The sequence below is a fragment of the Streptomyces sp. NBC_01750 genome (assembly GCF_035918095.1).
GTDB lineage: Bacteria > Actinomycetota > Actinomycetes > Streptomycetales > Streptomycetaceae > Streptomyces.
The window spans coordinates 6320922-6340173 of the sequence record NZ_CP109137.1; the positions used below are offsets into that span (position 1 = coordinate 6320922).

Here is a 19252-nt window from a genome sequence, read left to right on the forward strand (position 1 = left end):
CTAACGCTCCTGGTTGTAGGTACTACTGCCCGGGCCGAAGCCCGATCCGTTCGTGTCCGTCCCCGCGTTGCGTCCCTGCTGGACACCGCGCCGCAGGTTGCTCAACCTGCCGCGCACGTCCTCCGGGGCGCGGGAGACCTGAGGTCCGCCCTGCGGGGTCTGCTCAGCCGTGCCCTCGACGAGGTTCGCCTTGGGTACCCGCCGCGGAAGACCGGAGGGGGTGACCCCGCCCGCCTTCGGATCGCGGAGTTTCTCCGCCCGGTGCCAGCGCTCGTCGTTGGTCGAGCGCCAGTCCTCGGGGCCGGCACCGTTGCCGCTGCCGTTCGCCTCGGCCTGAGCGCTCTGCGGAGCCTGTTGGGCCTGCTCGGCGGGCTGCTGCCACTGCTGCTGGGGCTGCGGCTGCTGGGTACCGCCGCGTCGCGGCAGACCGGCGTTGGTTGTCGCCTGGCTGCTGCTCGGAGAGGGTCCGGGACGGTCGAAGCCTACGCGCTCGGGGGCGTTCGTGGGAGCGCCGGGTGCAGATTCCGGTTCGCTCCGGTACTCCGGCTCGAACCCACCCTGGTACGTAACCTGATTCGACCACTCTTCCTGGTGGGACTGGGTGTCGAACTGGTCGTCGTACTGAGACTCCGGAGTCTGCGGAGCCTGGTAATTGGCTTCCGCATATGCCGACTCGTGGTGCTCCTGGGGCTCGGGGTAACCGTTGGGCTGCTGGTAGCCGTCGTACGCCTGCGGCTGCTGCTGGACGTACTCCTGCGAGTAGTCCTGGCCGTACTCGGGGGCGTACTGCTGCTGCCCCTGCGAGTAGTCCACCTCGTCGCGGTAGAGCGGCTGCTCGCCGCCCTGTGCCTGCGCCTCCAGCGCGGCACGGCGCTCCTCACGCATCAGCGAGCGGCCCACCGGGTCGAGCTGGCCGGAGGCCTCCGAGGCATCCTCGTACCGGGAGTCGTCGAAGCCGAGTTCCGCGGCGGTGCGCATCGGCGCGGCCTGGACCGGGGCGGGCTCGAACGAATGCTGCTCCGGAATGATCTGCGAGACCGTGAAGTCGTCCTCGGGCAGCGCCTCGCCACCGCCACCGTGGGTGATGGCGTCGGGAAGCATGACCAGCGAGGTGGTGCCGGCCTGCTCGCCCGAGGGGCGCAGCTGGACCCGGACACCGTGCCGGTCGGCGAGGCGGCCGACCACGAACAGGCCCATGCGCTGCGAGACAGCGGCGTCCACCGTCGGCGGGTTGGCCAGCTTGTGGTTGATGTCGGCGAAGTCCTCGGCGGTCAGGCCGATGCCCTTGTCGTGGATCTCGATCATGACTCGGCCGTCGGGCAGCCGGGTGGCCGTCACGCGGACCTTGGTCTGCGGCGAGGAGAACGTCGTGGCGTTCTCCAGCAGCTCGGCCAGCAGGTGCACAAGGTCGGTCACGGCCTGGCCGTGGATGTCCGTCTCCGGGACGCCCGTCAGCTCGATGCGCTCGTAGGACTCCACCTCCGAGGAGGCGGCGCGGAGCACGTCGACCAGTGGCACCGGCTGGTTCCAGCGGCGGCCCGGCTCCTCGCCGGCGAGGACCAGGAGGTTCTCGCCGTTGCGGCGCATACGGGTCGCCAGGTGGTCCAGCTTGAAGAGGTTCTCCAGCTGGTCCGGGTCGGCCTCGTTGTTCTCCAGGTCGGTGATCAGGGTCAGCTGGCCCTCGATCAGCGACTGGTTACGGCGCGAGAGGTTGGTGAAGATCGCGTTGACGTTGCCACGGAGCATGGCCTGCTCGGCGGCGAGCCGGACGGCCTCGCGGTGGACCTGGTCGAAGGCGCGGGCGACTTCGCCGATCTCGTCCTGGGTGTCGATCGGGATCGGCTGCACACGGGTGTCGACGCGGCCCGGCTCCGTACGCGAGAGCTGGTCGACCAGCATCGGCAGACGCTGCTCGGCGATGTTGAAGGCGGCGGTACGCAGCTGACGCATCGAGCGGCTCATCTGGCGGGCCATCAGGCCGGCCAGGATGAACGCGGTGAGCAGGGCGATCACGACGATGGCGCCGTTGAGGATGGCGTCGCGCTTGGCGTCGTCGGAGATCTGGGCGGCCTCGGTCACGGCCTTGTCGACGAGACCGGTCTCGATCTCGGTGTAGCCGTCGAACTTGGCGGTGGCCGCGCCCATCCACGTCTCGGGCGTGATGCTGTTCTTCTTGAGCTGCCTGGGGCTCTGACCCTGGCCGATCAGCTCGGCCATGCCGGTGAAGACCGAGCCGTCCTTCTTGCCCTTCGGCGGGTTGAGGCCGAGGGCCTGCAGCTTCTTCTCACCGTCGGCGGCCTTGCCCGCCATGATCTGCTTCAGCTTGTCCGTGTCGGCCTGCGTACCGCCGGACACGTACTCGCCGAGGGCGATCTGCTCGAGGTAGTTGTACGAGTTGAAGGCCACGGTCTGCTTGGCGAACGTGGTCTCGTCCTCGCTGGGGCGGACCAGCAGATGCATGCCGATGGAACGCTGCAGCGACTCGGCGGCCTTGGCGAGCTGGATGGCGTAGACCGTACGGCCGTAGCTGGTGATGTTGCCGGTGCCGAGGCCGAGCTCGTTGGAGAACTCCATCAGCGAGTGCTGGACCTTGACGTAGCCCTCTTCGGTGGTGACCGGGTCCAGGGACTTGGTGTACGCGCCCTTGCGGAGGATGGCGAGCGTCGGCTCCTCGGCGCGGAAGAGGCTCAGACGGCGCTCCAGGCCCTGCTTCTCGGGCATGCCCGAAACGGCCTGGTCGAACTTCCTCTTCGCGGCGTCGGTGGTGCCGTACGCCCTGGTGACGTCGTCGCTCTGCCGCTGCTGCTCGGTGGTGGCCTTCAGGAGCGGCCCCGCCGTGAGGTCACGCTCGTTGAGCAGGGCCTGACCGTACTCCGAGGCGGCGCGCACGATCAGCGCCGTCTTCTCGGCGTCCTGCGCCTCGCTCCAGGTGTCGATGGAGGATTTGACCTGGAATCCACCCATCACCAGCCCGACGAGCACGGGGATGAGGAGGATCGCGTTCAGGCGGGTGGGCACTCGCCAGTTGCGCGGGGACAGCCGGCTTGAGCTGCCGGCGGCCGGGGCCGGCGGACCGGGCTCAACCGCAGGCGACGCCGCTATGCGCGGCGGCGGGGTGAAGTTGCCCCGCGCCTGCTGCTCTGCGGAGCTCGTCATGCTTCGCCTCACTCGACCAACAACCTCTCGGCGTCGGCACCTACGCTGTGCCGTGTGTTTCGTTCAGAGCTCTACTACTCGGGAGTTCGCCGAATTCCAGCACGTGGAGCGGGTCCGTTCCAAACAGATGGAATCAGCCATTCCGTGTGGCGTACGCCTCAGATAAACCGGGCATAAAGAACAATCCCCGCCAAATGACGGGGTCAATGTGAGCACAGCGGTACCAGTCGTACGCGGCGGGTGTCCGAGGCCCGTTAATTCTCTCTCGAAATGTTATGAACACAAGGGCGGACGGTGTCAAAGGACACCGCCCACCCCTGCACAACTACGACAACTGCCGTATGTCGCCGTCTACTTGAGCCGGGCCATCAGGGCGTGCTCGACCAGGGTGATGAGCGCGCTCTTGGCGTCCGCGCGGTGGCGGGCGTCGGTGGTGATGATCGGAGTGTCCGGGCCGATCTGCAGCGCCTCACGGACCTCTTCGGGGTTGTACGGCTGGTGTCCCTCGAAGCCGTTGAGGGCGACGACGAACGGCAGACCGCTGTTCTCGAAGTAGTCGACGGCGGGGAAGCAGTCGGCGAGGCGGCGGGTGTCCACCAGGACCACCGCGCCGATGGCGCCGCGGACCAGGTCGTCCCACATGAACCAGAAGCGGTCCTGTCCGGGCGTGCCGAACAGATACAGGATCAGGTCCTGGTCCAGGGTGATACGGCCGAAGTCCATGGCCACCGTGGTGGTGGTCTTGCCCCCGGTGTGGGTCAGGTCGTCGATGCCCGCGGACGCGGACGTCATGACGGCTTCGGTACGCAGCGGGTTGATCTCCGAGACGGCGCCGACGAACGTGGTCTTGCCCACGCCGAAGCCGCCCGCCACCACGATCTTCGCGCTGGTGGTTGAGCGGGCCGCACCGCCGCTAGAGCTTGCGAAGTCCACTGAGCACCCTTTCGAGCAGTGTCACGTCCGGCGTGCCGCCGGCCTCTCCGTTGCCCGGCTGATGGATCGCCACCATGCCGGCCTCCGCCAGGTCGGCCACGAGGATCCGCGCGACACCGAGTGGCATCGACAGCAGCGCCGAGACCTCGGCCACCGACTTGACCTCACGGCACAGGTGGCAGATCCGCTGGTGCTCGGGGAGCAGCCCGGCGAGGTGCGCCGGGTCGGCCGTGGTGCTGACCAGCGCCTCGATGGCGAGCTGGTAGCGCGGCCGGGTCCGGCCCCCGGTCATGGCGTACGGGCGCACCAACGGCTGGTCGCCCTCAAATCCGTACGACGCGTCGACTGAGGCGCCGTACGGATCGTGAGAGGCGGGTGGCGGGGTCATGAATCCTCCGGGCGTGACAGCAAGTGGTCTGCGTGCCGTCTGACTGGGCCGGTGGGGGGCCGGTGGGCGACCTGACAGTGGCGGTGCGGTGGCGCGTACCTGAATACCTGTGGGGGGAGGCGGTTCAGTGCAAGAGACTTCCCTGAAGCTCGGCGCGCAGGTCCGGAGTGAGGACGCTGCCGGCCCGGTCGACCAGAAGCGCCATCTCGTAACCGACGAGGCCGATGTCGCAATCGGGGTGTGCGAGTACGGCCAGTGAGGAACCGTCGGAGACGGACATGAGGAAGAGGAAACCGCGCTCCATCTCGACGACGGTCTGGCTGACCGGACCGCCTTCGAAGATCCGGGACGCCCCCGCGGTCAGCGAGGTGAGTCCCGACGCCACGGCCGCCAGCTGGTCGGCGCGGTCGCGGGGGAATCCTTCGGACATTGCCAGCAGAAGACCGTCGGCGGAGACCACCACCGTGTGAGACACCCCAGGGGTGTTGTCCACGAAGTTGGTGATCAACCAGTTCAGATTCTGCGCCGCCTGGCTCATCGGACTCAACTAACGCTCCTGCTGGTGAGTGGGGCCGAGGTTGAAGCTGCCGGTCGCCGAGCTGTTCTGCTGGCGACCCTGCTGAATGCCCCGTCGGAGATTGGTCAGCCGGCCGCGTACGTCATCGGGAGCACGCGAAACCTGCGGACCGGCCTGGTGGCTCTGCTCCTGCGCGGTCCCGGGCACCAGGTTGGCGCGCGGGACCCGACGGGGCAGACCGGAGGTGGTGACGCCGCCCGCCGCGGGCTTTCTGACCCGCTCGGCCTGGCGTACCAACTCGTCATTGGGTGAGGTGCGCCAGGCGGCACCACTCGTGTTGGGCGCGTTGCCCGGGGTCACCGGGGTCGGCGCCGGGGTGCGCTGCGGCATCGGCGGAACGGGTCGCTCCGTCGGCTGCGGCGGGACGGCCGGAGCCTGCGGCTGCTCGGCGGGCTGACCGCTCTGCGGGCCGTGGAACCAGTTCGTCTCGAGGGTGTCGTAGAGCGGCGTACGGCCGTCGCCGGGACCGGCCGGCGGCAGTGCCTCCGGCTGGGGCTGCGGCGGCAGTGCGTTGTGCGCCGGACGCGGTGTTCCGTAGTCGGCGGTGTCCCGTCCGCCGCGCCGACGCGGGGCGGGGGAGGGAGCCGGCGGCTGCGGGGCGCCCATGTCCGGACGGGCGTACTGGCCCGTGGACGAGGAGTCCTGGGCACCGAACACATCGGGACGTACGAACTGCCCGGTGGAACCGGCACCGGAGCCTGCGCCCCGGTCACCGCCGCGCGGCGGCGGCCCGTTGAAGTCGGGCCGCGGGAACTCGGCCGTGGAGCCGGCACCGCGGGTGGATTCGTTGTCCTCGTGGCCGCGCGGCGCGTCCACGGACGGACGCTGCTGCGGGGCGGCCTGCTGCTCGTTGCCCCAGCTGGTGGTCTGCGGCCGCTGCGGCCGCTGCGGTTCTTCCCGGCGGTGCGAGGGGCTGCCACCGGGCAGTTCGGCGCGCGGGCCGCCGGAGGGCGGCAGCTGACGGCCGCGGTCGCCCGCGCCCGGAGTACCCTGCTGGAAGCCGTTCTGGCGTGTCTCGTTGCGCACCGGAGGGTTCTGCGCAGCGCGGCCCCCGCCCGAGCCGAAGGCGCCGGCGAGACCGCCGCCCTGACCCTGGCTCTGACCGCCCTGCGGGCCGTTGCCCTGGCGGGGCGGCAGCGCGGCACGCGGAGTCCCGCCCGCACCGACCTGGCCGCGCGGCGCACCGGTGCCGAGCCGGCCGCCGGCCGGAGCACCGCCGGCCGGAGCACCGCCGAGACCGGGACGGCTGCCGCCGCCGTTCGCACCGGAACCGCCGGCCGGACGGCCGCCGAGTCCCGCGGCGCCGGAAGCCTGGCCGCCCGCACCGGGCATGTTCGGCGCCTTCTTGCCGCCGTGGGCGACATCGACGGGCAGCATGACCAGCGCGGTCGTACCGCCGGAGTCGGAGGGACGCAGCTGGATACGGATGCCGTGCCGCAGGGACAGCCGGCCGACCACGAACAGACCCATCCGTCGCGACACCGAGACGTCCACGGTGGGCGGCGAGGCGAGTCGCTCGTTGATCGCCGCGAGGTCCTCGGGGGAGAGGCCGATACCGGTGTCGTGGATCTCGACGAGTACACGCCCGTCGGGCAGCGCGTGACCGGTGACGCGGACCTTGGTCTGCGGCGAGGAGAAGGAGGTCGCGTTCTCGAGCAGCTCGGCGAGGAGGTGCACAAGGTCGTTGACGACACGTCCCGCGACCTCGGTCGTGGGGACCGAGGCGAGTTCGATGCGCTCGTACTGCTCCACCTCGGAGGCGGCGGCACGGAGCACGTCGACCAGCGGAACCGGCCGGGTCCACCGGCGGCCCGGCTCCTCGCCCGCGAGGACGAGGAGGTTTTCGCCGTTCCGGCGCATACGGGTCGCGAGGTGGTCCAGCTTGAAGAGCGAGGAGAGCTGGTCCGGGTCGGCCTCGCGGGACTCCAGCTCGGAGATGAGCGAGAGCTGACGCTGGATAAGACCCTGGCTGCGGCGCGAGAGGTTGGTGAACATCGCGTTGACGTTGCCTCGCAGCAGCGCCTGCTCGGCGGCGAGACGGACCGCCTCGCGGTGCACGTCGTCGAAGGCCGCGGCCACCTGGCCGATCTCGTCCCTGGAGTGCACACCGACGGATTCCACCGAGGTGTCGACGTCCTGCGGGTCGGCCTCGGAGAGCTGCTTGACCAGCTCGGGCAGCCGGTCCTGGGCGACCTTGGTTGCGGTGTCCTGGAGCCTGCGCAGTGAGCGGATCATGGAGCGGGCCACGACGAAGGCGCCGACGAGTGAGACGCCGAGGACGACGAGGATGAGCGCACCGTTGATGATCGCGTCGCGCTGCGACTCCTGGCGCAGCTCGCGCGCCTTGGCCTCCATCTGGCCGAGCAGCGTGGCCTCGATGGTGCTCATCGCCCTGATGCGGACCGAGTAGTCGTCGGTCCAGTCCAGGTGGGAGCGCTTGGGCTGGGTGGCCAGACCGCCCTTGGTGTCGAGCACGCGCTTGGCGTAGAGCTCGGACGCCTTGATCGTGGGGTTGCCGTTCTCCAGCGGGTCGGTCAGTTCATCGGCGTTGCCGCCGGTGGACTCGTAGATCGCCCTGAAGGCCTTGAGCTCCGTATTGCCGTTCTCCAGGTTGGCCTGGCCGTAGAGCCGGTCGGGCTCGCTCAGGCCCGGCGCCTTCGCGTCGTCACCGCCCGGGAGAGCCGCGGCGATGATCGCGCGCTGGATGGAGGCGTACTCCTTGGCGGAGGAGAAGGCCGCCAGGGCACGCGTCCTCTTGATCATCTCCGGGTTGCTGGTGGCCTGGGCCATGTCCTGGGAGAGGCTCAGCAGCGACTGGATCAGCCGGCTGTAGGCCTCGACGGTCTGGGAGTGCGGGGCGTTCGCCGAGTAGGCGGTCTCGCGGATCTTGGTGAGCCCGTGGACCTGGACGGCTATCTGGTTCGCGTTGGCGCGGATGCTCTCCAGCGCCTCGTCGTTGTCCGTGTTGGGGATGTCCCGGGTGGTCTCGAGGAAGGAGTTCCTGGCCCGGTCGGTCGCCGCTCGCGGTTCCGAGACCTTGAAGTCGGCGACGCTCGCGCCGTTGGCCAGCGGGCCCGCCGACAGGTCCCGCTCCGCCTGGAGCTTCTCCGCCAGCGCGGTCGCCTGCTTGGTCATGTCCGTGAGCAGCTGCATGTGCTCCAGCTGCTTCATATCGTCCATGGACTCGTTGATACGGAGTCCGCCCAGAGTGGTCGCTGCGACGACCGGCAGGGTGAGCAGGGACACCAGACGCGTGCTGATGCGCCAGTTGCGCAGAGCTATTCGCGAACCGGTGTCCGTGGGGCCCTTGGATTTCAGCGGGGGCTTGGGCCCGTCGCCGCCCGGTGCGGCCACGCCGGGACGCGCGGCACGGCCACCGCTGTCGCCGGGCGCTGCCGATCCCTGGTTTTGGGTGTGCTGGGGCGAGGAACCGCGGTCGGTCCCGCCACGCGGCTCCTGTTCCGCCGCAGCGCTGCCATCCCTCTTGAAACGTCCCTGCACTAGCGTCGCAACCTCTGGACCAGGCGTCCCTCCGGGTGAACGGCGGGACGGTGTCGGCGTCGTGGGGCGAAGAACGCGCCCCAGTGGTGGTCGTCAGTGACCGGCGCTGCTCCCCCTTCTCCGCCGCCACTCGGCGCTGCGTTGCGCCCTTTGCGCGCCGGCCTGAAACCGCGGCGGTGCGTGGAATTCCAGCACAGAGCGGGATCTCCAACAAGGGCCGCGTACCGGGCTGTGACCTGCGTGACACGGTGTAAGCGTTACGTCACAAGACGTAGAAGGAGTTCGCGGAGGAAACGGACTTTTCCTTACGAGTCACTGGGGGTCGAGGGTGTCCCAGTCGCCATGATCAGGAGCGGAATGATTGCTTCAATGGTGCAATGTCCGTTTCCTTGAAAGTGATTGACCGTCTGGAATGACCGAATTGCCCGTCAATTCGTGAGCAAACTCACACGTAGATCGCTGAGTCTTCGGGGCTTTCACGGGGAACTGGATGTTTAGCCTGGCGCTTTACAGGGATGGGCATTCCGTCAACCGGCGCTCACCGAGGCGCCCCGCACCCGGACAAGGTCTGAAACAACAGATGAAGACGATGATGTTCCGCAACATAGCCAACCCCCGGCGTACCACGCTGGCGCACCTCGAGGACGCCGACGCACTGCAGACGCCGGAGCAGCCGGAGCACACGCTGGATCTTCCCACGCAGACGGCCAACCCGCGCCGCACGATCCTGATGGACGCCCCCGCCCAGTAATACGCGAGGCGGTGCCCGCACCCGCGTTAGCCTGGAGCGTCAGACTCCAGCCAGCGCAATCAGCAGAGGGGCACCCGCATCCCGTGCGCATCGCCAGGTTCTCCATCGACGGCAATGTCGCCTTCGGCGCGGTCGAGGGCGAAGGAACCATCAACCAAGGTGACCTCGTCCTCGACATCATCAAGGGCATCCCGTTCGCCGACTTCGAGCTCTCCGGTACGAAGGTCCCGCTGACTCCGCAGTCAAAGGACAGGGTCCGGCTGCTGCCGCCCGTGCTCCCCAGCAAGGTCGTGGCCTTCGGCCGCAACTACGCGGAGCACGCGGCGGAGCTCGGCAACGAGGTCCCCGACTCGCCGTTCGCCTTCTTCAAGCCGTCCACCTCGGTGATCGGTTCCGGCGACCCGATCGCGTACCCCTCCTTCTCGCAGGAACTGCACCACGAGGCCGAACTGGCCGTGGTCATCGGCCGGATGTGCCGCGAAGTCCCGCGCGAACGCGTCAAGGACGTGATCCTCGGCTACACGTGCGCCAATGACGTCACCGCGCGCGACGTCCAGCGGCGCGAGAAGCAGTGGGCCAGGGCCAAGGGCTTCGACAGCGCCTGCCCGCTCGGCCCCTGGGTGGAGACCGACCTCGACCCGAGCGACCTGGCGATCCAGTGCACGGTCAACGGGGAGCAGCGCCAGCTCGGCCGTACGAGCCAGATGATCCACTCCATCGAGGATCTGATCGTCAACATCTCCGAGGCGATGACGCTGCTCCCCGGCGACGTCGTCCTCACGGGCACCCCGGCAGGGGTCGGCCCGCTCAACGTCGGCGACGAGGTCGCCGTCACCATTCAAGGCATCGGCACTCTCACCAACAAGGTGATCAAGCGTGGCTAACGGACCCGTCCGCGTACGTTTCTGTCCCTCCCCGACCGGCAACCCCCATGTGGGTCTGGTCCGCACAGCCCTGTTCAACTGGGCGTTCGCCCGGCACCACGGCGGCACCATGGTCTTCCGCATCGAGGACACCGACGCGGCCCGCGACTCCGAGGAGTCGTACAACCAGCTGCTCGACTCGATGCGCTGGCTCGGTCTGGACTGGGACGAGGGCCCCGAGATCGGCGGCCCGCACCCGCCGTACCGCCAGTCGCAGCGGATGGACATCTACCAGGACGTCGCCGAGAAGCTCCTTGCCGGCGGTTACGCGTACCACTGCTACTGCACGGCCCTTGAGCTCGAGGCCCGCCGCGACGCCGCCCGCGCGGCCGGCAAGCCCTCCGGTTACGACGGCAAGTGCCGCGACCTGACCGCCGAGCAGAAGGCGGCGTACGAGGCCGAGGGCCGCACCTCCATCGTCCGCTTCCGGATGCCCGACGAGCCGATCACCTTCACGGACCTGGTCCGCGGCGAGCTCACCTTCACTCCGGACAACGTTCCGGACTACGGCATCGTCCGTGCCAACGGCGCCCCGCTCTACACGCTGGTCAACCCGGTCGACGATGCGCTGATGGAGATCACCCACGTGCTGCGCGGCGAGGACCTGCTGTCCTCCACTCCGCGCCAGATCGCGCTCTACAAGGCGCTGATCGAGCTGGGCTTCGCCAAGGAGATCCCGGCCTTCGGGCACCTGCCGTACGTGATGGGCGAGGGCAACAAGAAGCTCTCCAAGCGCGACCCGCAGGCATCCCTGAACCTGTACCGCGAGCGCGGCTTCCTGCCCGAGGGCCTGATCAACTACCTCTCGCTGCTCGGCTGGTCCTTCTCCGCCGACGAGGACATCTTCTCGGTCGCCGAGCTGGTCGAGAAGTTCGACATCGCGGACGTCAACGCCAACCCGGCCCGCTTCGACCTGAAGAAGGCGGAGGCGATCAACGCCGACCACATCCGCCGGCTGGATGTGAAGGCCTTCACCGAGGCGTGCGGCCCCTGGCTGCGGGCCCCGCACGCGAACTGGGCGCCGGAGCAGTTCGACCAGGAGGCCTGGGAGAAGATCGCCCCGTACGCCCAGACCCGGGTGACCGTCCTGTCGGACATCACGGCCAACGTCGACTTCCTCTTCCGGGACGCGCCGGTCGAGGACGAGGCGTCCTGGGCGAAGGCGATGAAGGAGGGCTCCGACGCCCTGCTCCGTACGGCCCGCGAGAAGCTGGAGTCCGCGGACTGGTCCAGCGCGGAGTCCCTGAAGAACGCGGTGCTGGCGGCGGGCGAGGAGCACGGCCTGAAGCTGGGCAAGGCCCAGGCCCCGGTCCGCGTCGCGGTCACCGGCCGCACGGTGGGCCTGCCGCTCTTCGAGTCCCTGGAGATCCTGGGCAGGGAGAAGACCCTGTCCCGCATTGACGCGGCACTGGCGAAGCTCGCCGCCTAAGCTCGTGTCATGCCGATCCGCGCGGTTCTCTGGGACGTTGACGACACGATCTTCGACTACGCCAGTGCCGACCGCGTCGGCATGCGAAGGCATCTGAAGGCCGAGGGCCTGCCCGACGGATACGACTCCGTGGGGCAGGCCCTCGACTCGTGGCGCGAGATCACCGAGCTGCAGTGGGCCCGGTTCGCCGACGGTGAGACCGACTTCCAGGGGCAGCGCCGCGACCGCGTCCGGTCCTTTCTCCGTACGGAGCTGAGCGACGCGGACGCGGACGCCTGGTTCGAAGGGCATGTCGCCCACTACGAGGCCGCCTGGTCGCTCTTCCCCGACACCGTGCCCGTTCTGGACATGCTCGCCGGCGCGTACCGCCACGCCGTCCTGTCGAATTCCAGCATCCACAACCAGGACCGCAAGCTGCGCGTTCTCGGTGTGAGGGACCGGTTCGAGGCTGTTGTGTGCGCCGTCGAACTCGGGATCTCCAAGCCCGCCGCCGGTGCCTTCCACGCCGCCTGTGACGCGATCGGCCTCAAGCCGCACGAGGTGGCGTATGTAGGGGATCATCCCGATATCGACGCTCACGGCGCCGTCGCCGCGGGGCTCACCGGCATCTGGCTCGACCGCACGGGCCTCGGCGGGCGCCCCGAGCTCACTCGTATTACCGGTCTCGACCAGCTCCCTGGCCTGCTGCGCGGCGATACCCGTTTTGGAGCGCCGGACACCTTCGGGTAATGTTCTTCCTGCGCCGCCCGGGAGGGCCGAGAGGTTCGGCCGGGAAGCGCGAACCAAACAAACCCCCTCATGGGGGTTGAGTTTTGGTGGGCTATGGTGTAATTGGCAGCACGACGGTTTCTGGTTCCGTTAGTCTAGGTTCGAGTCCTGGTAGCCCAGCGCAGATCTCGTCTGTAACAAGCCCCCGTTGTGTAGCGGCCTAGCACGCTGCCCTCTCAAGGCAGTAGCGCCGGTTCGAATCCGGTCGGGGGTACAGATCCATCCCGTTGATCATCAGGGTTGCACCCGATGATCGTGCGGTGACATCACCCGGCTCTGCCGGGTGGGATCGCTAGAGCCCCCGTTGTGTAGCGGCCTAGCACGCCGCCCTCTCAAGGCGGTAGCGCCGGTTCGAATCCGGTCGGGGGTACTGGTCTAAACCATGGGCTATGGTGTAATTGGCAACACGACGGTTTCTGGTTCCGTTGTTCTAGGTTCGAGTCCTGGTAGCCCAGCGCGGTCGAGTGATCGACCTGCAACAGCTAGCCCCCGTTGTGTAGCGGCCTAGCACGCCGCCCTCTCAAGGCGGTAGCGCCGGTTCGAATCCGGTCGGGGGTACGCATCGAAGAGGCCCTCCGCGTAGAGCGGAGGGCCTCTTCGCGTCTGTTGCCTTCCGCTGCCTTCCTCCTGTGGCGGCGGCGGCGCGATACTCCGCGTATGGATGCTTCCGGCGCGGAACCCCTCGTACGCACCGCGGAGTTACGCATCACCCGCATCCTCCGGCCGCCGGGTCTGAGCATCCAGGGTGTGATCGATGTCCGCAGTCACCGCCATCTGCGTACCGCCCTCGAAGCGATCGCCTCGACCGACGGCGATCTCCAACTCGAGCTGTCCGGGCTGGAGTTCCTCGATCTCGGTGGACTTCGCATGCTGATTGCCTTCGCCAGGACGCGAGATGAGGGCCACCATGTGGAGCTGACCGGCCTCGCCCCGCATCTGCGGAATGTGATCGCGCTGGTCGGCTGGGACGAGACACCCGGCCTTCGGCTGGGAGCCCATCGTGTCAACTGACGGCGGGCGCAGTTGCTTTGTGCACCATGCCTGTCCGTACCACGACGACGAGGAATTCCCGGCGACGGCAGTGCCGTTCGCCGAGGGGCTGGCTTCTCCAGCCTCGCCGGCGAGGCGCGGGGGAGCCGGTGCCGGCCGGGGCTCCTGGAACTGCCGGCGGGCCCGGCGGCGGTACGGCGCTTCGCGCGGCTGCGGGCCGGGGCGGCGGGTCTGACGGGGGAGCGGGTGGCGCCGGCCGGGCCCGCCGGCGAACGAGGCGCTGACGTGGCCGGTGGCGCGGGGTGCGACCTGTGCGGAGGTACGGGTCGGGGAGGTGCCGGGCGCGGTGGTGCGGGAGGTGCCGGCCACGGGGGGCGGAAGCAGCCCCTCCGGGCCGCTTCGCGGGCTTCGCCCACCGGGACCGGAACCGTCCGCGGACGCCGCGCTGTGGCTGCTGCGGACGGTGTCTCAGGCTCTGGACGTGCGCGTGGAGCCTTGAGGGGGCCTGCGTCCGCACGCGGGCCTGCAGGGGCTCACCCCAGGAGTGAGGGCGGCGAGCCCGGGCCCGCCTGCACCTCAATGGCCGGCGAGGCCTGAGGCTGCTCCCCCCCGGCGCCTCAGTCGCCGGCGAGGCCGGAGAGGCCGGCACCTCCGGCGACTGAGGCGACGCCCGAAGGGCGTGTGACGCTTCAGCTGGTCCGGCGCAGCGCTTCACTCAGGCGCGCCGCGGCGTCGATGACCGCCTGGGCGTGCATGCGGCCCGGGTGGCGGGTCAGGCGCTCGATCGGTCCGGAGACCGAGACGGCGGCGACCACGCGGTTGGAGGGGCCGCGTACGGGCGCGGAGACCGACGCGACGCCCGGCTCGCGCTCGCCGATCGACTGGGCCCAGCCCCGGCGCCGTACGCCGGACAGCGCCGTCGCGGTGAAACGCGCGCCCTGCAGTCCGCGGTGCAGACGCTCCGGCTCCTCCCAGGCCATCAGGATCTGCGCCGAGGAGCCGGCCTTCATGGTCAGCGTGGAGCCGACCGGCACGGTGTCCCGCAGTCCGGACAGCCGCTCGGCCGCCGCCACACAGATCCGCATGTCTCCCTGCCGGCGGTAGAGCTGCGCGCTCTCGCCCGTCACATCGCGCAGATGCGTGAGGACGGGGCCGGCCGTGGCCAGCAGCCGGTCCTCGCCCGCCGCGGCGGCGAGCTCCGCCAGCCGTGGGCCGAGAATGAACCGGCCCTGCATGTCCCTCGCCACCATCCGGTGGTGTTCCAGTGCCACGGCAAGGCGATGTGCCGTGGGTCGTGCGAGTCCTGTCGCCGCGACCAGCCCGGCGAGGGTGGCCGGACCGGACTCCAGGGCGCTCAATACCAGAGCTGCCTTGTCGAGAACGCCGACGCCGCTAGAGTTGTCCATGCAACGATATTCGCGTCTCACACTGTGAAACGCAAGTTCAATTTTCCCGGGAACTTGCGACGCTGTAGTTGCGGCCCGCGGACCAACGGGCTCCGCACAAGATCTCTAGTTGTGTCGGCGGAACGGTCGGCCGGAGGGAAAGCGATGGGTAGGACACTCGCGGAGAAGGTCTGGGACGACCATGTCGTCCGGCGCGCGGAGGGCGAGCCCGACCTGCTCTTCATCGATCTGCATCTGCTGCACGAGGTGACCAGCCCCCAGGCCTTCGACGGGCTCCGGCAGAACGCCCGCCAGGTCCGGCGCCTCGACCTCACCATCGCGACCGAGGACCACAACACCCCGACGCTGGACATCGACAAGCCCATCGCGGACCCGGTCTCGCGTGCCCAGTTGGAAACGCTCCGTAAGAACTGTGCCGACTTCGGCGTGCGTCTGCACCCGCTGGGCGACGTCGAGCAGGGCGTTGTCCACGTGGTGGGCCCCCAGCTGGGCCTGACCCAGCCCGGTACCACCGTGGTCTGCGGCGACTCGCACACCTCCACCCACGGTGCTTTCGGCGCGCTGGCATTCGGTATCGGCACCTCCCAGGTGGAGCATGTGCTGGCCACCCAGACACTGACGCTGGACCGCCCCAAGACCATGGCCATCACGGTCGAGGGCGAACTGCCGGACAGCGTCACCGCCAAGGACCTGATCCTGGCGATCATCGCGAAGATCGGTACCGGCGGCGGCCAGGGCTACATCCTGGAATACCGCGGCTCCGCCATCGAGAAGCTCTCGATGGAGGCCCGGATGACCATCTGCAATATGTCGATCGAGGCGGGCGCCAGGGCCGGAATGATCGCCCCGGACCGGACAACTTTCGACTATCTGCAGGGCCGCGACCACGCCCCCGAGGGCGCGGAGTGGGATGCCGCCGTCGCGTACTGGGAGACCCTGCGCACCGACGACGACGCCGTTTTCGACGCCGAGGTGTTCATCGACGCCGCCGAGCTGGCGCCGTTCGTCACCTGGGGCACCAACCCCGGCCAGGGTGCGCCCCTGTCGTCGAACGTCCCCGACCCGGCTTCGTACGAGGATGCTTCGGAGCGGCACGCCGCCGAAAAGGCCCTGGAATACATGGGGTTGACCGCCGGCCAGCCGCTGCGTGACATCAAGGTCGACACCGTCTTCGTAGGCTCCTGCACCAACGGCCGTATCGAGGACCTGCGCAACGTGGCCTCGATCATCGAGGGCCGCAAAGTCGCCGACGGCGTACGGATGCTGGTGGTCCCCGGCTCCGTACGGGTCGCGCTGCAGGCCGTCGAGGAGGGCCTGGACAAGGTCTTCACCGCCGCGGGCGCCGAATGGCGGCACGCGGGCTGCTCGATGTGCCTGGGTATGAACCCCGACCAACTGGCCCCCGGCGAGCGCTCCGCGTCCACCTCCAACCGCAACTTCGAGGGCAGGCAGGGCAAGGGCGGACGCACCCATCTGGTCTCGCCCCAGGTCGCCGCGGCCACAGCGGTACTGGGCCATCTGGCCTCGCCCGCCGATCTGTCCGACGCCGACGCCCGTACGCCCGCTGGAGCCCGATAACCATGGAAGCTTTCACCGCACACACCGGCCGGGCCGTACCGCTGCGCCGCAGCAACGTCGACACCGACCAGATCATCCCGGCCCACTGGCTCAAGAAGGTCACCCGCGACGGCTTCGAGGACGGCCTTTTCGAGGCCTGGCGCAAGGACTCGTCCTTCATCCTCAACCAGCCCGAGCGCAAGGGTGCCACGGTCCTGGTGGCCGGCCCCGACTTCGGCACCGGCTCCTCCCGTGAGCACGCCGTCTGGGCCCTGCAGAACTACGGCTTCAAGACCGTCATCTCCTCCCGGTTCGCCGATATCTTCCGCGGCAACTCGCTCAAGAACGGCCTGCTGACGGTGGTTCTCGAGCAGAGGGTCGTGGACGCGCTCTGGGAGCTGACCGAGGCCGACCCCACTGCCGAAATCACCGTCGACTTGGAGAAGCGCCAGGTTCTCGCCACGGGTATCACGGCCGACTTCGAGCTTGACGAGAACGCCCGGTGGAGGCTGCTGAACGGTCTCGACGACATCAGCCTCACCCTTCAGAACGAAGCAGACATCGTGGCTTACGAGGCCTCCCGACCGGCCTTCAAACCCCGAACAATTGACGTCTGAGCAGCGGTTTTCCCCTACTGCGCCCCCCACCGTCCGGTGGGGGGCGCAGTCGCTCGTTGAGACCCTGTCGGGCGACAACTCGCCCCAGATGGCACAATCGGTGCATGGAACGCGACAGCCAACTCGAGCTCTACGAGGCAGTCGCCGCCCGATTGAAGGAAGCGCACACAAGGGTGCGTGAACTGCAAGTCCCGGAGGGCGTAAGGATGGCGCTGTCCCGGAAGCTGCTGGTCGTCACGGCCGCGGCGAAGCACGATCTCCCGGATGCGGCAAGGCGTCTGGACCGCTTGATGAAGGACCTCGACGAGGGCCGATTCCCTGAAGGCGACTGACACCCAAAGTTCCGCGACGGCCGACTTCGTTGCGGCACTAGGGTGATTAGCCCGTTTCGTGTTTGATTTGCGGTATATATCTGCCTAACGTGCGAAAAAGCCTGGACGCATTCGTTCCGGCAATGTCTCCGAAGGGGAAGACGTGAACAAGGCGCAGCTCGTAGAAGCGATTGCCGACAAGGTCGGAGGCCGTCAGCAGGCCGCCGAGGCTGTCGACGCGGTGCTTGACGCGATCGTCCGCGCAGTTGTCGGCGGAGACCGGGTTTCGGTCACCGGCTTCGGCTCGTTCGAGAAGGTCGACCGTCCGGCCCGCTACGCCCGCAACCCGCAGACGGGTGAGCGCGTACGGGTCAAGAAGACCTCCGTTCCGCGCTTCCGTGCGGGACAGGGCTTCAAGGATCTGGTGAGCGGCTCGAAGAAGCTGCCCAGGGGTGGCGAGGTCGCCGTCAAGAAGGCTCCCAAGGGCAGCCTCTCGGGCGGTGCTTCCACCCGTACGACAGTGAAGAAGGCCGCCGCCAAGAAGGTCGCGGCGAAGAAGGTCGCGGCGAAGAAGGCGACCGTCAGGAAGACCACGGCGGCGGCGAAGAAGACCACCGCCAAGAAGGCCACGGCGAAGAAGACCACGGCCAAGAAGGCCACCGCGAAGAAGGCGGCTCCGGCCAAGAAGACCGCGGCCAAGAAGGCGACGGCGAAGAAGACCGCCCCCGCCAAGAAGGCCACGGCCAAGAAGGCGCCCGCCAAGAGGGCGACGTCGCGCAAGACGACCGCCAAGAAGACCACCGCCAGGAAGAAGTAAGCGGCAAAAGGTCACAGGGCCACTCACGCGCCGGGCCGGACTCCCCCAGGGGAGCCCGGCCCGCGGCGTTTGCGCAGGTTCGCGGTGGTTCAGAGCGTCTGCAGTGTCACCAGCGTGATGCGGAGGGACGTGCCCGCGCCCTCGGTCTCGATCCGGACCCGCTGGCCCGGCCGGAGCAGACGCAGCCCGCCCGCGTCGAAGGCCGCGGCATCGAACTCCACCGGCGTGCCGTCGTCGAGCAGCACGCTCCCGCTGCGGGTTTCGGAGTCGTATGTGTACGAGGTCGCCTGCATGCGTGCCAGCCTATCCGTCGCCTCAGCCGTCCATGGCGTGGGCGCCGGACTGCCAGCGCTCCGCGGTGCGCGGCCCCACGCCGAGCACGAGCGCGGCCTCCAGGTCGTCCCCGGTGTCCACGTCCTGTCGTACCGAATCGACCCCGTCGAGCAGGATTTCCGCAGCCCCCGAAGCCCTGTGCCGGCGCCGCGAGCGACCGCCGAAAGCAGGACGCAATTCCACGCCGGGCGCTGCAGAGAGAAATGTCGTGCCGATTCCGGCCGTATCCGTCAGAAATGCCCGGGGAAATGCCGAAGCTCTCGCAAGCACCCGCGCCAATTCCGTGGGCCGCAATGCGGGCAGATCGGCGTTGAGCGCGCCGACCGCTGCGGCGGGCCGCACCGCCCTTACCGCCTCCGCCCCGTGCGTCAGTGCCGCGTTGAGTCCCGCCGCGGGAGTGTCCGGAACGATCCGCGCACCCAGTGCGGCCAGCTCCGCGGCGGCCGCCGGATCGTCCGTGACGACCGCCACATCCCGCACCTCCGGACACGCGAGCGCCGCGGCCACGGTGTCCTGAGCGAAGGCGAGTGCCAGATGCGGCCGCAGAATGTCGTCCGCCGCCTCCGCGAGCCTGCTCTTGGCCAGTACGAGGGGCTTGAGCGGGACGACCAGGGACCAGGGGGCCGTCGGGTCGGTGTTCGTGGCGAGCTCTCCGTTCCGTGCGCATCGGGTGCCCATTGTCGCCTGAGCGCGTGAAGGCACGGAGGGCTGGGCCTGTGGCCGGGGCGTACGGTGTTCTCGACAGACCAGGGGCCTGGGGCGACACTTGACCCCCAGCAGCCAGGCAGCATGCCC

At 68.9% G+C, this 19252-nt stretch carries 17 protein-coding genes and 5 tRNA genes; 14 read left to right on the top strand and 8 right to left on the bottom strand.

Translation table 11 applies throughout. The features are described from left to right. The 5 genes from OG966_RS28845 to OG966_RS28865 form a co-directional block, all read right to left on the bottom strand. Positions 1 to 3168, bottom strand: coding sequence for a nitrate- and nitrite sensing domain-containing protein (locus tag OG966_RS28845; protein WP_406730982.1), 3168 nt, complete (start codon positions 3166 to 3168; stop codon positions 1 to 3). Between the two features lie 339 nt (positions 3169 to 3507). Next, positions 3508 to 4089 carry a GTP-binding protein gene (locus OG966_RS28850; RefSeq protein ID WP_326652837.1) on the bottom strand — a complete coding sequence of 194 codons (582 nt, stop codon included), beginning with the start codon at positions 4087 to 4089 and terminating at the stop codon, positions 3508 to 3510. Continuing rightward, positions 4070 to 4477 carry a DUF742 domain-containing protein gene (locus OG966_RS28855; RefSeq protein WP_326652838.1) on the bottom strand — a complete coding sequence of 136 codons (408 nt, stop codon included), beginning with the start codon at positions 4475 to 4477 and terminating at the stop codon, positions 4070 to 4072. Before OG966_RS28855 ends, OG966_RS28850 begins: the two co-directional genes overlap by 20 nt. A 124-nt stretch (positions 4478 to 4601) precedes the next feature. Continuing rightward, complete coding sequence (locus tag OG966_RS28860) at positions 4602 to 5015, bottom strand: roadblock/LC7 domain-containing protein (protein ID WP_005311457.1); 414 nt, start codon at positions 5013 to 5015, stop codon at positions 4602 to 4604. Positions 5016 to 5024: 9 nt separating this feature from the next. Then, a complete protein-coding gene (locus OG966_RS28865) occupies positions 5025 to 8555 on the bottom strand; it encodes a sensor histidine kinase (RefSeq protein WP_326652840.1) in 3531 nt (1176 codons plus the stop codon). A 580-nt stretch (positions 8556 to 9135) separates the two neighbouring features. On the opposite strand from OG966_RS28865, the gene OG966_RS28870 reads away from it, so the two are divergent. The 10 genes from OG966_RS28870 (at position 9136) to OG966_RS28915 (ending at position 13437) form a co-directional block, all read left to right on the top strand. After that, the gene (locus OG966_RS28870; protein ID WP_326652842.1) at positions 9136 to 9306 is read left to right on the top strand and encodes a hypothetical protein; all 171 of its coding nucleotides are present in this window, start codon (positions 9136 to 9138) and stop codon (positions 9304 to 9306) included. A gap of 83 nt (positions 9307 to 9389) precedes the next feature. Continuing rightward, complete coding sequence (locus OG966_RS28875) at positions 9390 to 10190, top strand: fumarylacetoacetate hydrolase family protein (protein ID WP_326652843.1); 801 nt, start codon at positions 9390 to 9392, stop codon at positions 10188 to 10190. Then, entirely contained in the window at positions 10183 to 11658 is a 1476-nt protein-coding gene (gene gltX, locus OG966_RS28880) for a glutamate--tRNA ligase (RefSeq protein WP_326652844.1), read from the top strand. The genes OG966_RS28875 and gltX overlap by 8 nt, the downstream gene beginning before the upstream one ends. Before the next feature lie 9 nt (positions 11659 to 11667). Next, entirely contained in the window at positions 11668 to 12387 is a 720-nt protein-coding gene (locus OG966_RS28885; protein ID WP_326652845.1) for an HAD family hydrolase, read from the top strand. An 87-nt stretch (positions 12388 to 12474) separates the two neighbouring features. Next, positions 12475 to 12546 (top strand) — tRNA-Gln (locus OG966_RS28890). Between the two features lie 21 nt (positions 12547 to 12567). Continuing rightward, positions 12568 to 12640: transfer RNA gene (locus OG966_RS28895), tRNA-Glu, on the top strand. A gap of 83 nt (positions 12641 to 12723) precedes the next feature. After that, positions 12724 to 12796 (top strand) — tRNA-Glu (locus OG966_RS28900). 13 nt (positions 12797 to 12809) lie between these two features. Further along, positions 12810 to 12881: transfer RNA gene (locus OG966_RS28905), tRNA-Gln, on the top strand. A gap of 30 nt (positions 12882 to 12911) precedes the next feature. Further along, positions 12912 to 12984: transfer RNA gene (locus OG966_RS28910), tRNA-Glu, on the top strand. Positions 12985 to 13083: 99 nt separating this feature from the next. Continuing rightward, a complete protein-coding gene (locus OG966_RS28915) occupies positions 13084 to 13437 on the top strand; it encodes an STAS domain-containing protein (protein ID WP_326652846.1) in 354 nt (117 codons plus the stop codon). 668 nt (positions 13438 to 14105) lie between these two features. On the opposite strand, the gene ndgR is transcribed toward OG966_RS28915, so the two are convergent. Then, positions 14106 to 14822, bottom strand: a complete 717-nt coding sequence (gene ndgR / locus OG966_RS28920; protein WP_326652847.1) for an IclR family transcriptional regulator NdgR — start codon at positions 14820 to 14822, stop codon at positions 14106 to 14108. Positions 14823 to 14966: 144 nt separating this feature from the next. Between ndgR and leuC the strand changes: the two genes are divergently transcribed. From leuC to OG966_RS28940, 4 genes are all read left to right on the top strand, one after another. Beyond that, entirely contained in the window at positions 14967 to 16400 is a 1434-nt protein-coding gene (gene leuC, locus OG966_RS28925) for a 3-isopropylmalate dehydratase large subunit (RefSeq protein WP_326652848.1), read from the top strand. 2 nt (positions 16401 to 16402) lie between these two features. Further along, on the top strand, positions 16403 to 16996 hold the full coding sequence (leuD, locus tag OG966_RS28930; RefSeq protein ID WP_326652849.1) for a 3-isopropylmalate dehydratase small subunit: 594 nt from the start codon (positions 16403 to 16405) through the stop codon (positions 16994 to 16996). A gap of 104 nt (positions 16997 to 17100) precedes the next feature. Further along, positions 17101 to 17328, top strand: coding sequence for a hypothetical protein (locus tag OG966_RS28935; RefSeq protein ID WP_215177549.1), 228 nt, complete (start codon positions 17101 to 17103; stop codon positions 17326 to 17328). A 142-nt stretch (positions 17329 to 17470) separates the two neighbouring features. Beyond that, entirely contained in the window at positions 17471 to 18124 is a 654-nt protein-coding gene (locus OG966_RS28940) for an HU family DNA-binding protein (protein WP_326652851.1), read from the top strand. Positions 18125 to 18213: 89 nt separating this feature from the next. Here OG966_RS28940 and OG966_RS28945 read toward each other — a convergent pair whose 3' ends face one another. Beyond that, positions 18214 to 18417 (bottom strand): hypothetical protein, encoded by a 204-nt coding sequence (locus tag OG966_RS28945; protein WP_326652852.1) that lies wholly within the window; start codon positions 18415 to 18417, stop codon positions 18214 to 18216. Between the two features lie 22 nt (positions 18418 to 18439). After that, positions 18440 to 19135, bottom strand: a complete 696-nt coding sequence (gene cofC / locus OG966_RS28950; protein WP_326652853.1) for a 2-phospho-L-lactate guanylyltransferase — start codon at positions 19133 to 19135, stop codon at positions 18440 to 18442. Positions 19136 to 19252 lie beyond the last annotated feature (117 nt).

Bases quoted from the DNA above. Each gene is read 5' to 3' on its own strand.
- leuD (WP_326652849.1), top strand. From the start codon at position 16,403: ATGGAAGCTTTCACCGCACACACCGGCCGGGCCGTACCGCTGCGCCGC.
- cofC (WP_326652853.1), bottom strand. From the start codon at position 19,135: ATGGGCACCCGATGCGCACGGAACGGAGAGCTCGCCACGAACACCGAC.
- OG966_RS28945 (WP_326652852.1), bottom strand. From the start codon at position 18,417: ATGCAGGCGACCTCGTACACATACGACTCCGAAACCCGCAGCGGGAGC.
- OG966_RS28935 (WP_215177549.1), top strand. From the start codon at position 17,101: ATGGAACGCGACAGCCAACTCGAGCTCTACGAGGCAGTCGCCGCCCGA.
- leuC (WP_326652848.1), top strand. From the start codon at position 14,967: ATGGGTAGGACACTCGCGGAGAAGGTCTGGGACGACCATGTCGTCCGG.
- OG966_RS28885 (WP_326652845.1), top strand. From the start codon at position 11,668: ATGCCGATCCGCGCGGTTCTCTGGGACGTTGACGACACGATCTTCGAC.
- OG966_RS28855 (WP_326652838.1), bottom strand. From the start codon at position 4,477: ATGACCCCGCCACCCGCCTCTCACGATCCGTACGGCGCCTCAGTCGAC.
- OG966_RS28870 (WP_326652842.1), top strand. From the start codon at position 9,136: ATGAAGACGATGATGTTCCGCAACATAGCCAACCCCCGGCGTACCACG.
- ndgR (WP_326652847.1), bottom strand. From the start codon at position 14,822: ATGGACAACTCTAGCGGCGTCGGCGTTCTCGACAAGGCAGCTCTGGTA.
- OG966_RS28860 (WP_005311457.1), bottom strand. From the start codon at position 5,015: ATGAGCCAGGCGGCGCAGAATCTGAACTGGTTGATCACCAACTTCGTG.
- OG966_RS28915 (WP_326652846.1), top strand. From the start codon at position 13,084: ATGGATGCTTCCGGCGCGGAACCCCTCGTACGCACCGCGGAGTTACGC.